Source organism: Meiothermus sp. QL-1 (genome assembly GCF_003351145.1).
GTDB lineage: Bacteria > Deinococcota > Deinococci > Deinococcales > Thermaceae > Meiothermus.
The window spans coordinates 14,651-27,740 of record NZ_QQSV01000013.1 but is presented as its reverse complement, the minus strand read 5'-3'; the positions used below and the strand labels follow the sequence as shown (position 1 = coordinate 27,740).

Annotated in this window: 14 protein-coding genes; 6 read left to right on the top strand and 8 right to left on the bottom strand. The window is 67.2% G+C overall.

Annotated elements, in window-relative coordinates; genetic code table 11:
- The first annotated feature begins 8 nt into the window (after positions 1-8).
- From DV704_RS11275 to uvrB, 4 genes are read left to right on the top strand one after another with little or no spacing between them, the layout of a single operon-like run.
- Positions 9-1,115, top strand: coding sequence for a PLP-dependent aspartate aminotransferase family protein (locus tag DV704_RS11275; protein ID WP_114799679.1), 1,107 nt, complete (start codon positions 9-11; stop codon positions 1,113-1,115).
- An 18-nt stretch (positions 1,116-1,133) separates the two neighbouring features.
- Positions 1,134-2,162 carry an agmatine deiminase family protein gene (locus tag DV704_RS11270; RefSeq protein WP_233498341.1) on the top strand — a complete coding sequence of 343 codons (1,029 nt, stop codon included), beginning with the start codon at positions 1,134-1,136 and terminating at the stop codon, positions 2,160-2,162.
- On the top strand, positions 2,159-3,037 hold the full coding sequence (gene aguB, locus DV704_RS11265) for an N-carbamoylputrescine amidase (protein WP_114799678.1): 879 nt from the start codon (positions 2,159-2,161) through the stop codon (positions 3,035-3,037). Before DV704_RS11270 ends, aguB begins: the two co-directional genes overlap by 4 nt.
- Positions 3,038-3,090: 53 nt before the next feature.
- Positions 3,091-5,103: an excinuclease ABC subunit UvrB gene (gene uvrB, locus DV704_RS11260; RefSeq protein ID WP_114799677.1), complete on the top strand. Its 2,013-nt coding sequence runs from the start codon at positions 3,091-3,093 to the stop codon at positions 5,101-5,103.
- Between the two features lie 10 nt (positions 5,104-5,113).
- Here uvrB and DV704_RS11255 read toward each other — a convergent pair whose 3' ends face one another.
- Genes DV704_RS11255 through DV704_RS11245 form a run of 3 tightly spaced genes read right to left on the bottom strand, consistent with a single transcriptional unit; the run spans position 5,114 to position 6,405 of the window.
- A complete protein-coding gene (locus DV704_RS11255) occupies positions 5,114-5,365 on the bottom strand; it encodes a metal-sensitive transcriptional regulator (protein WP_114799676.1) in 252 nt (83 codons plus the stop codon).
- Positions 5,366-5,368: 3 nt separating this feature from the next.
- Entirely contained in the window at positions 5,369-5,731 is a 363-nt protein-coding gene (locus DV704_RS11250; protein ID WP_114799675.1) for a rhodanese-like domain-containing protein, read from the bottom strand.
- Positions 5,728-6,405, bottom strand: coding sequence for a thioredoxin family protein (locus DV704_RS11245; RefSeq protein WP_114799726.1), 678 nt, complete (start codon positions 6,403-6,405; stop codon positions 5,728-5,730). Before DV704_RS11245 ends, DV704_RS11250 begins: the two co-directional genes overlap by 4 nt.
- 95 nt (positions 6,406-6,500) lie before the next feature.
- On the opposite strand from DV704_RS11245, the gene DV704_RS11240 reads away from it, so the two are divergent.
- Positions 6,501-6,860 (top strand): rhodanese-like domain-containing protein, encoded by a 360-nt coding sequence (locus DV704_RS11240; RefSeq protein WP_114799674.1) that lies wholly within the window; start codon positions 6,501-6,503, stop codon positions 6,858-6,860.
- A gap of 4 nt (positions 6,861-6,864) precedes the next feature.
- Here DV704_RS11240 and DV704_RS11235 read toward each other — a convergent pair whose 3' ends face one another.
- From DV704_RS11235 to DV704_RS11220, 4 genes are all read right to left on the bottom strand, one after another.
- Positions 6,865-7,485 (bottom strand): MBL fold metallo-hydrolase, encoded by a 621-nt coding sequence (locus DV704_RS11235; RefSeq protein WP_114799673.1) that lies wholly within the window; start codon positions 7,483-7,485, stop codon positions 6,865-6,867.
- Positions 7,482-9,335, bottom strand: coding sequence for a 1-deoxy-D-xylulose-5-phosphate synthase (dxs, locus tag DV704_RS11230; RefSeq protein ID WP_114799725.1), 1,854 nt, complete (start codon positions 9,333-9,335; stop codon positions 7,482-7,484). The genes DV704_RS11235 and dxs overlap by 4 nt, the downstream gene beginning before the upstream one ends.
- Positions 9,336-9,407: 72 nt before the next feature.
- The gene (locus DV704_RS11225; RefSeq protein WP_114799672.1) at positions 9,408-10,079 is read right to left on the bottom strand and encodes a hypothetical protein; all 672 of its coding nucleotides are present in this window, start codon (positions 10,077-10,079) and stop codon (positions 9,408-9,410) included.
- A gap of 29 nt (positions 10,080-10,108) precedes the next feature.
- A complete protein-coding gene (locus DV704_RS11220) occupies positions 10,109-10,771 on the bottom strand; it encodes a PspA/IM30 family protein (RefSeq protein WP_114799671.1) in 663 nt (220 codons plus the stop codon).
- Positions 10,772-10,834: 63 nt separating this feature from the next.
- On the opposite strand from DV704_RS11220, the gene DV704_RS11215 reads away from it, so the two are divergent.
- Complete coding sequence (locus DV704_RS11215) at positions 10,835-11,845, top strand: polyprenyl synthetase family protein (RefSeq protein ID WP_114799670.1); 1,011 nt, start codon at positions 10,835-10,837, stop codon at positions 11,843-11,845.
- On the opposite strand, the gene purD is transcribed toward DV704_RS11215, so the two are convergent.
- A complete protein-coding gene (purD, locus tag DV704_RS11210; RefSeq protein ID WP_114799669.1) occupies positions 11,846-13,090 on the bottom strand; it encodes a phosphoribosylamine--glycine ligase in 1,245 nt (414 codons plus the stop codon).

Sequence of the window (13,090 nt, the reverse complement as noted above, 5' to 3'; positions counted from 1 at the left end):
TCGGCCCCATGGACAACCCCCGCAGGCTCAGGCCTGCTTCCTGGCTGGTAGCGGCGGGCCGCCCATCTCGCCCGGGCGAACCCCTCAACACCCCTTTGGTTCTGGCCTCCAACTACCTGCGCGGGGAGGCCCGGGCCTATGCCCGCAGCGACGGCACCCCCACCTGGGAGGTGCTGGAGGCTATTGTGGGGGGGCTCGAGGGGGGCCAGGCGGTGGCCTTTGCCTCCGGGATGGCGGCGGTGGCAGCGGTTTTTGAACTCCTTCCGCAGGGGGCGCGGGTGGTGCTGCCCGAAAGCTGCTACCAGGGGGTGACGAACCTGGCTTTGGCGGGGGCTGCCCGGGGTCGCTGGCGGGTGAGGCAAATTTCGCTGGAGGATACCGAGGCTTGGGTGAAAGCCGCGGCCGAGGCTGAACTGCTCTGGCTCGAGACCCCTTCCAACCCGCTTCTGCGGCTGGCCGACCTGGAGGCCATCTGTGCTGCCGCCCGGCTGAGGGGCGTCTGGGTGGCGGTGGACAACACCTTCGCCACCCCGCTCAACCAGCAGCCTCTGGCCCTGGGGGCCAGCTTCTCGGTGCAGTCGGCCACCAAGCTCATCGGGGGCCACTCCGACCTGCTGGCGGGGGTGGTTAGCGTCCGAGACGAAGCCTTGCTGCAAGCCCTGCGCCAGGTGCGGGAGCTGAACGGGGCTGTCCCTGGGGCTTTAGAGGCCTTTCTGGCCGCCCGGGGGGCCCGCACTTTGGCGCTGCGGCTGGAGCGGGCCCAGCACAACGCCCAGGTCCTGGCCGAACGGCTGGAGCAGCACCCCCGGGTAGCCCGCGTGCACTACCCGGGCCTGCCCTCCCACCCCCAGCATGCCCTGGCCCGAAGGAGCCTCAAGGGCTTTGGCACCATCGTTGCCTTCGAGCTGCGGGGCGGGGTGGAGCGGGCCGAGGCCCTTTGCGCCCGGGTTCAGCTCATCCGCCACGCCACCAGCCTGGGTGGGGTGGAGTCGAGCCTCGAGCGCCGTGCAGCCATCCCCGGCCAGGAGCATCTTCCGCCCACCCTCATCCGCCTGAGCGTGGGCATCGAGGATGTGGAGGACCTGTGGGCCGACCTCGAGGCGGCCTTGGCCTAGTGCTATACTCTTTTCTTTGTGGAGCAGACCCTTACCCCCCGGGCCCTGGGCTTCCGCATGCCGCCCGAGTGGGCCCCCCACGCCGCCACCTGGACGGCCTGGCCCTACGACGACGAAAAGTGGCTGGGCTATTTGGAGCCGGTGCGGGCCGAGCTGGCCGAGTTCGTGAACACCCTGGCCCGCTTCGAGCGGGTGGAGCTGGTGGTGCACGACGAGGAGTCGGAGCAGGATGCTAAAAACCGCCTTTCGGGTAACATCCGTTTCCACCGCATCCCCCACGACGACCTCTGGCTGCGCGACTCGGGGGCCACTTTCCTGACCCGACCCGACCAGGAAGGGCTGGCGGGGGTTGCCTGGGAGTTCAACGGCTGGGGCCAGAAGTACCCGGCCGAGCGGGATAGAAACATGCCCGAGCAGATGGCCCGTCGCCTGGGCATCCCCCTCTTCCGCCCTGGAATCGTGATGGAGGGGGGAGCGCTGGAGGTCAACGGCCTGGGGCTTTGCCTAACCACCCGGCAGTGCCTCCTTTCGCCCAAGCGCAACCCCCATCTGCACGAGGAGGAGCTCGAGGACTACCTGCGGCACTACCTGGGGGTGGACACGGTCATCTGGCTGGGTGAGGGCCTGGAGGGCGACCACACCGACGGCCACATCGACACCCTAACCCGCTTTACCGCCCCCACCACCCTGGTGACCTCGGTGGCCCTGGACCCCGACGACCCCAACCACCGCCCCTTGCAGGAGAACCTCGAGATTCTGCAAAGCCTGGGGGGCTTCCGCATCGTCGAGCTGCCCCTGCCCAGGAACCCCCGCTACCTCGGGACGGAGCGCCTGCCCCTTACCTACGCCAACTTCTACATCGCCAACGGGGTGGTGCTGGTGCCGCAGTACGGCGACCCTCACGATGAAAGGGTGCTGGAGATTCTGCGGCCTTTGTTCCCGGGCCGCACGGTGCTGGGGCTAAAGAGCCGCTACCTGATCACCGGCGGGGGTAGTTTCCACTGCATCACCCAGCAGCAGCCGGTGGGAGAGGGGAGGAGGCCATGACCCGGCTGGCGGTGGTGCAGATGGCCATGCAGCCCGAGCGCGAGGCCAACGTAGAAAAGGCCTTGCAGATGGTGCGGCAGGCCGCGTCCATGGGAGCCCAGGTGGTGCTGCTGCCGGAGCTTTTCGAGAGCCTCTACTTCTGCCAGGTGGAGCGCGAAACCTACTTCGCGCTGGCCCACCCGGTGGAGGACCACCCCTTCCTTCCCCGGTTTCAGGCCCTGGCGCAGGAGTTTGGCCTGGTGCTGCCGGTTTCCTTTTTCGAGCGGGCCGGCCAGGCCTACTACAACAGCCTGGCCCTGATTAGCCCAGAAGGCGAGATACAGGGCGTCTATCGCAAGTCCCACATCCCTGACGGGCCCGGCTACGAGGAGAAGTACTACTTCAACCCGGGGGACACCGGTTTTCTGGCCTTCACCACCCCTTACGGCAAAGTGGGGGCAGGCATCTGCTGGGACCAGTGGTACCCCGAGTGCGCCCGCAGCCTGGTGCTTCAGGGGGCCGAGATCCTGCTTTACCCCACGGCCATTGGCTCCGAGCCCCCCGAGGCCGGGGGCATCGACACCAAGGAAATGTGGCAGCGGGCCATGATTGGGCATGCGGTGGCCAACCTGTGCTACCTGGCCGCGGCCAACCGGGTGGGCACCGAGGTGGTGGAGGGGCATGTCCAAACCTATTACGGCTCCTCCTTCATCGCCGATTACATGGGCAACAAGCTGGCCGAGGCCGGCCGCAGCGAGGAGACCATCTTGCTGGCCGAGCTGGACCTGGAGGCGGCCCGCCGCTTTCGGGCCGGCTTCGGTTTCTTTCGCGACCGCCGCCCCGACCTCTACGGGCCCCTGCTCACCCTGGATGGCCGGACCCGCCGGCCCTCTTAGGGATTGTATTCTGGCATAAGCAGAAGGCCGCCCCAAGGGGTAGGCTGGTGCGTATGTTCCGCTACCGAGGCCCCGAACCCAAAGGCGACCAGCCCCAGGCCATCGAGGCCCTGGTGGAGGCGCTGCAAAACGGGGAGCGCTATGTCACCCTCCTGGGGGCCACCGGCACGGGCAAGACCGTGACCATGGCCAAGGTGGTGGAGCGGCTGCAGCGCCCTGCGCTGGTGCTGGCCCCCAACAAGGTGCTGGCGGCCCAGCTTTCGCAAGAGTTCCGGGAGCTTTTCCCGGATAACGCGGTGGAGTACTTCATCAGCTACTACGACTACTACCAGCCCGAGGCCTACGTGCCGGGCCGGGACCTCTACATCGAGAAGGACGCCTCCATCAACCCCGAGATTGAGCGGCTGCGCCACTCCACCACCCGCAGCCTCCTCACCCGGCGGGATGTAATTGTGGTGGCCTCGGTTTCGGCCATCTACGGCCTGGGGAGCCCCGAGGAGTACCGCAGGATGAGCCTGGTGGTGGAGGTGGGGCAGACCTACCCCCGCGAGGCCCTCTTGGAGCGGTTGGTGGAGCTGCAGTACCAGCGGGGCGACCTGCAGCTCGAGCCGGGGCGTTTCCGGGCGCGGGGGGAGGTGGTGGAGGTCTGGCCGGCCTACGAGCAGGAGCCCCTGCGGATTGAGCTTTTCGGGGAGACCATTGACCGCATCACGGTGGTGCACCCCGTCATGGGAACGCGCCTTAGGGATCTGCCGGGCTTCGTACTTCTGAGCGCCACCCACTACGCCACCCCAGAGTGGCGCCTGAAGCAGGCCATTCCCGAGATTCGCCGGGAGCTCGAGGCGCGCCTGCGCTACTTCGAGGCCGAGGGCAAGCTTTTGGAGGCCCAGCGCCTCAAGGAGCGCACCCTTTACGACCTGGAGATGCTGGAGGTGATGGGCACCTGCCCTGGCATCGAGAACTACGCCCGCTTCCTCTCCGGCAAGGCCCCGGGAGAGCCGCCCTACACCCTGCTGGACTACTTCCCCGAGGACTACCTGGTCTTCCTGGACGAGTCGCATGTGAGCGTGCCGCAGCTGCGGGGCATGTACAACGGCGACTACATGCGCAAGAAGACCCTGGTGGACTACGGCTTTCGCCTGCCAAGCGCCCTGGATAACCGCCCCCTGCGCTTTGAGGAGTTTTTGGAGCGGGTGGCCCAGGTGGTCTTCGTTTCGGCCACCCCAGGGCCCTTCGAGCTCGAGGTCTCGGGGCGGGTGGTGGAGCAGATCATCCGCCCCACTGGGCTTCTGGACCCCTTGGTCACGGTCAAGCCCACCCAGGGCCAAATCGAGGACCTGATGGCGGCCATCCGTCAGCGGGCCGAGCGGGGCGAGCGCACCTTGGTCACCGTCCTCACCGTGCGCATGGCCGAGGAACTCACCGCCTACTTGGTGGAGCACGGGGTGCGGGCCCGCTACCTGCACCACGAGCTGGACGCCTTCGAACGCCAGGCCCTACTGCGCGACCTGCGGCTGGGTTACTTTGACGCCCTGGTGGGAATCAACCTGCTCAGGGAGGGGCTTGATCTGCCCGAGGTCTCGCTGGTGGCCATCCTGGATGCCGACAAGCAGGGCTTCCTGCGCTCGGAGCGCTCGCTCATCCAGACCATCGGCCGGGCGGCGCGGAACGCAGGGGGAGAGGTCTACCTGTACGCCGATACCCTTTCGGAGGCCATGCGGGCAGCCATCGAGGAGACCCGGCGCCGCCGCGCCATCCAGGAGGCCTACAACCGTGAGCACGGCATCGTACCCAAAACCGTGGAGAAGTCGGTGCGCAAGGTGGTGCGGCCGGAGAACTACGAGTCCGAGGCGGTGGAGGCCGCTGTGGACGACCCAGCGGTCCTGCAGAGCCTGCTGGAAGAGCTGGAGAGCGAGATGTGGGCCGCTTCTGAGGCCCTCGACTTCGAGCGGGCCGCGGCCCTGCGCGACCAGATGCGCGCCCTCGAGGCCCGCCTGAGAGGCCTGCCCGAGCCCACCAGCGCGGGCAGGCCCCGGCGCCGTCGCCGGCGGGATAGGCCGTTTTGAACCGAAACCCCTACCGGCGCAGGAGCCGCACCATCTCCACCACCGGCCCCGGGGTTGCCTGGCAGTGGACCAGGTAGGCCTCCAATATCTCTTCCCCCACCGAGTCCAGCGCGCTTTTTACCCCGCTCAGGAGGGTCAGGATTTCCGGGCAGGAGCGGTCCTCCTCCACCATCCTCTGCAGGCCCCGCACCTGCCCTTCCAGCCGGCGCAGCCGGTGCACGATGCGGGTCTTGTGCTCGGGTTCGAAGAAAGGAGCAGACATAGCCTAGCGGGCAAGGGGGTACCGGCGGGCCATCCAGGCCTGGATGCCGCCGTGCACCATCCGCAGGTTCTGATAGCCCCGGCTCATCAGGTACTGTACTGCTGCGCCGCTGCGGTTCTGGGTGTTGCAGTAGATGTAGACCTCGCGGTCCTTGGGCACTTTGCTCCACCAGCGCTCGATTTCCTGCAAGGGCCAGTTGACCGCCCCCTGCACATGCCCCTGGGCGAACTCCTGGGGGGTGCGCACGTCGATGATGAAGACCTTGGGGTTGCCGAGCACTGCTCTTAGGTCCTCCACGCCGACGATGCGGGGCTGGGCCAGCCCGAGCCCCAGACCCAGGAGAGCCAGGAACAGCCACGCCCTCATGCCATGACCCCCGTACTGGCTTTGATGGCCGCTTCTACGAAGACCCGCTCGGGCTGGCCGCCCAGGATGCGCTGCTGGGTGGTGCCGGTGATGATGGTGTCGGGCACGCTGGAGATGTTGTAGCGGCGGGAGAGGATGGGAAACTCGTTGGCCTCTACCCCTTCGGCGATGATATGGGGGTTGTGGTAGGCCAGCTTGTAGGTGGCCAGCACGGCCTGGGGGCAGTAGGGGCAGGTGGGGGTTACGAAGGCCTGCATCCGCACCGGGCTGGTGACCTTCTGCAGCTCGGCCTGCGACTTTTCCCCAAGCCGGCTCTCCCCGGTGCCCAGCATAAGGAGGGTCTCGAGCAGGGTGCTGAACTCGTACCCTGCTGGCAGGCCCAGGAAGCGGATGTTGTGGCGGCTCGAGCCCTTTTCCCGCAGCAAAACCGTGGGGGCGTAGCTGAGCTCCAGGGCTTGGGCCTCGGGATCGGAGTTGATGGAGCGCTGCTCCACGCTCAGGTTAGGGTTCAGGGCCGCCACCTCCCTAAGCAAGCCCAGGGTTTCCTCCTGCAGCCCCACCTCCTGCCCGGGCAGGGTGATGCCCGAGGTGGTAAAGACCACCATCTCCACCGGCTTTTGGATGGGGGCCAGCATGCTGCGCACCTGGGATTGGATCTTCTCGTCTAAAAACATCGCACGCTCCTTCACCGGGGCAAACCCCCGATTGCTCCCATTATACCCCCAGGGGATATATGGGGCAAGGGCAGGCAGCCCCTAGACTGGAGGCGATGTTCGGCTGGCTTGGAAAACTCCTGGGGTTGGGTGCCCGCGTCCCCCGCATCAGCCCCAAAGAGGCCCAGGAAAAGCTCCGGGCGGGCGCCATTATGATCGATGTGCGCACGCCTTTGGAGCGGAAGCTCCTCAAGATACCCGGTTCGCAGGGCCTGCCCCTGGCCGAGCTGCCCAAGCGCTGGGAGAGCCTGCCCAAGGACCGCCCCATCATCTGCCAGTGCGAGAGTGGTCAGCGCAGCCTGCGGGCCGCCGAGTTCCTGGCGGAAAAAGGTTTCGAGGTCTACAACCTGGCCGGGGGTATCTCGGCCTGGGAGGCGGCCGGCTTGCCGGTGAAGAAAGGGAGTATCCAGCGTTAGCGGCTCAGGTCAGCCTTTCCGCCAGCGTCCGCACGGCCCCAATGGTGGTAGGGGGGCCATGCCCCACGAAGACCGCCTCAACCTCGAGCCGGGCGATTTTCTCCACCGTGCGCCGTGCCTCTCGGGTGTCGTGGTTGACCAAGGCAGGGGGGGGCTGGGGGCCCCGGGGGCCCACCCGCAGGGCGTCGCCGGCAAGCAGAACTCCCTGGCGCAACAGCCCAATCTGCCCTGGGGTGTGGCCCGGTAGGTGGACCACCCGCCACCCCAGGACCTCCTCGGCCTCCTCCACAGGGCGCAGGGCCTCCTCGGGAAGTGGCTGGATGCGGTTGGCTATGTAGTCCCCCAGCCAGGGGATGGGAAGAAAGGCGGGGCGGCGCTGCCGCCCGCTGAGGTAGGGGATATCCAAAGGATGGGCGTAGATGGGTAGGCGGTAGAGCTCCCAAAGCAGCCGGGCCCCGCCTGCATGGTCGAGGTGGTGGTGGGTGAGGAGCAGCGCAGCGGGCCGCACATCCCCCAGCAGGCGGAGGAGCTTGCGGCTTTCCTGGGGCATGCCGCTGTCTACCAGGAGGGGGCCGGCTGGGGTGTCCAGCAGGTAGGCCCGGGCGAACAGGGGGAGGATCCTCATCCGCTGGGGACCCTGGCCCCCACCCCCATCCCGGCCAGCGCAGCGCGGATGGCCGGGGCGTCGATGCCGGCCTCGCGGTGCATCCGGGGGATGGAGCCGTGGTCAAAGAAGCGGTCGGGTAGCCCCAGCACGCGTATGTCGGCTTGGAGGCCCATCTCGTTCAGGGCTTCCAGCACCGCGCTGCCGAAGCCCCCCATCCTTTGGTGGTCCTCGGTGGTAACCAGCTTGTACCCCTCCAGCACCAGCCGTTTTAGCATCACCCGGTCCAGCGGCTTGATGAAGCGGGCGTTGATTACCCCCACCTCGGGGTCGTCGCCAGCGGCCTCCAGGGCGTACTTGAGGGTCTTGCCAAAGGCCAGGATGTAGGCCTGGCGCCCCTCCTTCAGCACCTCCCACCGGCCCCATTCGATCTCGGGCCAGCTCCCTTCCGGGGCTTTCTCCACGTTGTCGCGGGGATAGCGGATGGCGATGGGCCCGCCCAGCTCCAGGGCCTTTTTGAGCATGGCCCTGAGCTCCAGGGCATCCTTGGGGGCGGCAATCTGCAGGTTGGGGATGGTGCGCAGGTAGGCGATGTCGAAGACCCCGTTGTGGGTGGCCCCATCCCCCCCCACGATGCCCGCCCGGTCGATGGCGAAGACCACCGGCAGGTTCTCGATGGCAATGTCGTGGATTACCTGGTCGTAGGCCCGCTGCAAGAAGGTGGAATAGATGGCCAGGATCGGCTTCAGCCCCCTGAGGGCCATCCCGGCGGCGGTGGTGGCGGCCACGTCCTCGCAGATGCCCACGTCCAAGTACCGCTCAGGGTGGGTCTGGGAGTAGCGCACCAGGCCCGAGCCCTCCCGCATAGCGGGGGTAATGACGAAGAGGCGGGGCTCCTGGTAGGCCAGCTCGGTTACCGCATCGCCGAAGGCCGCCGACCAGGAGTAGCCCTTGCTCACCTTGACCGGGTTGTGGGGGTCGAAGCCGGGGGGGCCGTGCCAGTAGATGGGGTCCTCCTCGGCCACCCCGTAGCCCTTGCCTTTTCGCGTCACGGCGTGGAGCAGGGTGGGCCCCTCGAGGGCCTTGATCTGCTCCAGGAGGTGGATAAGCCCCGGTAGGTCGTGCCCGTCCACCGGCCCCACGTAGCGGATGCCCCAGGCGTAGAAGGGGTTTTCCTGGTGCAGCATCAGCTTGGCCGCCTCTTTGGCCCGGTCCACCAGGTCAAAGAGCCTGGGCGAAATCCCCTCCAGAATCTGGCGGCCCCACTTCTGGGTATCCTGCACCCACTTCTTGGTCTGGTACTCGCGGAAGTAGCGGTTGAGGGCCCCTACGTTTTCGGAGATGCTCATCTTGTTGTCGTTCAGGACCATGATGAGCCGGGGTTTCCGCTCGCCGATAACGTTCAGGGCTGCCAGGGCCATGCCGCCGGTGAGGGCGCCATCGCCGATCATGGCCACAATGTGGTAGTCCTGGCCCAGGGTGTCGCGGGCGATGGCCATGCCCAGGGCGTTGGCCAAAGAGGTGGAAGCGTGCCCCACGGTTATGGCGTCGTGCTCGCTTTCGGAGACCTTGGTGAAACCCGAGATGCCCCCTTCTTGGCGGATGGTGTGGAACACCTCCTTGCGTCCGGTGAGGATTTTGTGGGCGTAGGCCTGGTGGCCCACATCGAAGAGAATGCGGTCGCGGGGGGAGTCGAAAACCCGGTGCAGGGCCACGATAAGTTCTACCGCTCCCAGCGAGGAGGCCAGGTGGCCGCCGTTTTGGGCGCAGACCCGAATAATCTCGCTGCGCAGTTCCTCGACGAGCTGGAGGAGTTCCTGGATGGAGAGGTTTTTGAGGTCTTGCGGCTGGTTGACCTTGGATAAAACCACGTCCGCCTCCAATCTTCAGCTAAGCATCAGGTATTGGAGTGCAAAAAGCCGTGCTCCAGGGAACAAACCCACCTAGCGGAAGTTCCGGTCCACCAGCGAGAGCCCGCCCTGCTCGGAGAAGTTCATCGAGGTGAATATTTCCCCCACCCCAGGGAAGAACCAGACCTCGAAGTTCTCGCGCAGGCTGGGGTTCCTGGGGTCGCGGTACTCCACCGCGATGCGGAAGACCTCGAAACTGCCGGCCGGCACGCTCACGTTGGAGCGGCCCAGCACCGTGTAGCTGTACTCCAGCACCCGGTCGCTGACCCGGGTGACCTGGTTGTTCACCCGCAGATCGATGACCTCGCGGGTCTGGCCGCCCCAGCGGGCCCCCACGGCGAAGCTGGCCTGGGGGGGATACTCCTGGATGGGAGGGGTGTAGCGGGCCACCTGGATTTTGTCAAAGTCCTCGATGCCCCAAAGCCGCACCCCGCTGGCGTCTACCTGGCGGTAATAGGAGCGCTCGAGCCCCCGCCCGCTCAGGCGGTAGCGGATGACCGACTGGCCTTCGAAGACGGCGGGCCCGATGACCGAGAGCCGGATGGGGGGATCGCCGATGGAGGCCCTGAGGGGCAGGTAAATCCAGTCCAGCCCCGGTTGGGCCGGGTAGAACTCTGCTGGTCCTTGGATAAGGGGGACGTTGGCTGGGCTGCTGCGCGGGGCGCAGGCTGCCAGCAGCAGGAGAAGGGTCCAGAGAAGCCGCATCGCCCTAGTTTAACCCCAGGGCGTGCGGCCTAGGCCAGGCCCAGCTCCCGCTTCAGGCGGTTCAGGTCTTCCTCTACCTGGCGGTTGGCGTCCAGGCGCTCGAGCTCCTTCTCGATGTCGTTTCTGTCCAGCTCGGCCAGGGCCTTGTGTTTGTCCTCCATGGCTTCTATGCGGCGCTCCATCTCGTCGAAGGCCTCCACCGCGCTGTGGGCGTCTACTTTGGACTCGAAGCGGCGCACCGTCTCGGCGGCCTCCACCCCTTTCTTGCGGGCGATGAGCAGGGCTTTGCGGGCCTCGGACTCCTGGATTTTGCTTTCCAGGGCCTTGAGCTGGGTGGTGAGCTGGTTGACCAGCGCCTGCTGCTGGGCCACCTGCTGGGCGAAACCCTCGGCCAAGGCCTGGGCCTGCTGCTTGCGCTTGAGGGCCTCCCGGGCCAGGTCCTCCCGCTCGGCCTTGAGGGCCTCGGCGGCCTTGCGCTCCCAGGCTGCGGCCTGCTCGGCGTAGCTTTGCTGTTCGCGCTCGAGCTTCCTGAGTTCGGCCATGGCCTCGGCCACCTCCATTCGGGCCTCCCGCAGAGCAGCGCGCATGTCCTCCAGCGCTTGCTCGATGATCTTCTCGGGGTCTTCGGCCCGGCGAATCAGGTCGTTCAGGTTGGCCCGAATCAGGCGGGAGAGTCGCTCCAAAATGCCCATGCTCTCACCTCAAAGCCAAGTCTAGCGCACCGCTCCCTGCCGCACCAGGGTAGTATCTACTCCATGACCACCGCCCTTTCCCCAGCCGAGGTGCGCGAGGCCATCCAGGCTCACCTGCTTGGCTGGCTGCCCCGGCCCGAGGCGGCCTCTCGCCCTGAGCTGGCCGAGTATGCCCGGATGCTGCGCGACTACCCCGAGCGCGGCGGCAAGATGCTGCGGGGCACCTTGCTGGTGTATACCGGGCTGGCCTATGGGGCCGAGCTTCCCCATCTCCTGCCCCCCGCAGCGGCCCTGGAGCTTTTCCAGAACTGGGCCCTAATCCACGACGATATCGAGGACGCCTCCGACGAGCGGCGGGGCCGGCCCGCCCTGCACAAGCTCTATGGGGTGCCCCTGGCTTTGAACGCGGGCGATGCCCTGCACGCCCTGCAGTGGGCCCTGCTGGTCCGGGCCGGGGTGTCTCGGGAGGTGCTGCTGGAGTTTGCCCGTCTGGTGGAGCTTACCGCCCAGGGGCAGCACCTGGAGATGAGCTGGATGGCCCAAGGGCGCTTTGACCTGGAAGAGGCCGACTACCTGGAGATGGTAGGGCAGAAGGCGGCCTACTACACCGCGGTGGCCCCACTGCGGCTTGGGGCCTTGGTGGCCGGGGTGGAGCCCCCAGGGGCTTTTGAGGCCGGGGGGATGCTGTTGGGCACAGCCTTTCAGATTGTGGATGACGCCCTGAACCTAAAGGGCGATCCGGCCAAGTACGGCAAGGAGATTGGGGGCGATGTGTGGGAGGGCAAGCGCACCTTGATTCTCCTGCGCTTTTTGCGCCAGGCCCCGCCGGAGGAGCGCTTGCGGGCCGAGCGGCTGCTGGCCATGCCCCGGGCACAAAAGCCAGCGAGCGAGGTGGCCTGGCTGCACCGCCGCCTGCTCGAGACCGGGGCCGTGGAGTACGCCTTGGGGGTGGCCGAGGGGATGCTCGAGCGGGGGCTGGCGGCTCTTTGGCCGGTATTGGAAGGGGCCCCCCGGCAGGCCTGGGGCCTGCGGACCCTGGAGCTTCTGCGGGGCCTGGTCCGGCGGGAAGGCTAGCTACCACAGGGCCTTCCGCCCGATGTCCCTGCGGAAGACGGCGTGTTCGAATTCGACCGCTTCCACCCCGGCGTAGGCTCGCTGCAAAGCCTCTTTCAGGTCCTGCCCCAGCCCCACCACATTCAGCACCCTTCCCCCGTGGGTCACGAGCCCCTGGGGGCTCCTGCGGGTGCCGGCCTGGAAGTAGAGCACCCCTTGGGGCGGCCTGGGGGGCAGGCGCAGGGGCAGCCCCTTGTGGGGGGCGTCGGGGTAGCCGGGGGCGGCCATGACCACGCAGGCCGAGGCCATGGGGCGCCAGGTGGGCTCGAGCTCATGCAGCCGCCCCTCCACCACCGCCAGCGCCAGCTCGACCAGGTCGGTCTCCAGCAAGGGCAGCAGGGCCTGGCACTCCGGGTCGCCGAAGCGGGCGTTGAACTCCAGCACCATGGGGCCCTCGTCGGTCAGCATCAGCCCGGCATAGACCACTCCCCTGTACACGATGCCCTCGGCCCGCAGACCGTCCACCAGCGGCCGCAGGATCCGCTCCTCGACTTCCTTGAGCACCCCGGGGGCCAGAGGGTAGGGGCAGATGGCCCCCATACCCCCGGTCATGGGCCCGGTGTCGCCGTCCAGCAGCCGCTTGTGGTCCTGCGAGGGCAGCAGGGGTCTTATGGTGACCCCGTCGGTGAGGGCCAGCACCGTGACCTCGGGGCCCTCCAGGTAGCTCTCAATCACCACCTCCCCCCGCTCCGGCCCCGATAGGATGTTCAGGACCGCCTGGCGGGCCTGCTGCAGCTCCGTGGCCACTGTCACCCCCTTGCCCGCGGCCAGCCCCGAGTCCTTGACCACGATGGGAACCCCCACCTGTTCCAGATAGGCCAGGGCCTCGAGCGGGTCGCTGAAGCTCCGGTGGCGGGCAGTGGGAATCCCGAGCCGTTGCATAAGCCCCTTGGCGTACGCCTTGGAGCCTTCAATCATGGCCGCCTTCTGGGTGGGGCCAAAAATGCGCAGCCCCCGGGCCTGGAAGGCATCGGCAATTCCTTCCACCAAAGGGGCTTCTGGCCCCACCAGGGTCAGGTCGATGCCCTCCGAAAGCGCCCAGTCCGCCAGCCAGGCCACATCGCCATCCCAGGGAATGCACTCGGCCAGCTCGGCCATGCCAGGGTTGCCCGGGGCGGCGTAGAGCTGGGTAACCCGGGGGGACTGCGCCACCTTCCAGCACAGGGCGTGCTCGCGCCCTCCAGAACCGACCACCAGAATTTTCAC

Bases quoted from the DNA above. Each gene is read 5' to 3' on its own strand.
- DV704_RS11245 (WP_114799726.1), bottom strand. From the start codon at position 6,405: ATGTTTTTAGACGAGAAGATCCAATCCCAGGTGCGCAGCATGCTGGCC.
- DV704_RS11255 (WP_114799676.1), bottom strand. From the start codon at position 5,365: ATGTCTGCTCCTTTCTTCGAACCCGAGCACAAGACCCGCATCGTGCAC.
- DV704_RS11275 (WP_114799679.1), top strand. From the start codon at position 9: ATGGACAACCCCCGCAGGCTCAGGCCTGCTTCCTGGCTGGTAGCGGCG.
- DV704_RS11235 (WP_114799673.1), bottom strand. From the start codon at position 7,485: ATGAGGATCCTCCCCCTGTTCGCCCGGGCCTACCTGCTGGACACCCCA.
- DV704_RS11225 (WP_114799672.1), bottom strand. From the start codon at position 10,079: ATGCGGCTTCTCTGGACCCTTCTCCTGCTGCTGGCAGCCTGCGCCCCG.
- DV704_RS11220 (WP_114799671.1), bottom strand. From the start codon at position 10,771: ATGGGCATTTTGGAGCGACTCTCCCGCCTGATTCGGGCCAACCTGAAC.
- aguB (WP_114799678.1), top strand. From the start codon at position 2,159: ATGACCCGGCTGGCGGTGGTGCAGATGGCCATGCAGCCCGAGCGCGAG.
- DV704_RS11215 (WP_114799670.1), top strand. From the start codon at position 10,835: ATGACCACCGCCCTTTCCCCAGCCGAGGTGCGCGAGGCCATCCAGGCT.
- DV704_RS11240 (WP_114799674.1), top strand. From the start codon at position 6,501: ATGTTCGGCTGGCTTGGAAAACTCCTGGGGTTGGGTGCCCGCGTCCCC.
- uvrB (WP_114799677.1), top strand. From the start codon at position 3,091: ATGTTCCGCTACCGAGGCCCCGAACCCAAAGGCGACCAGCCCCAGGCC.
- DV704_RS11250 (WP_114799675.1), bottom strand. From the start codon at position 5,731: ATGAGGGCGTGGCTGTTCCTGGCTCTCCTGGGTCTGGGGCTCGGGCTG.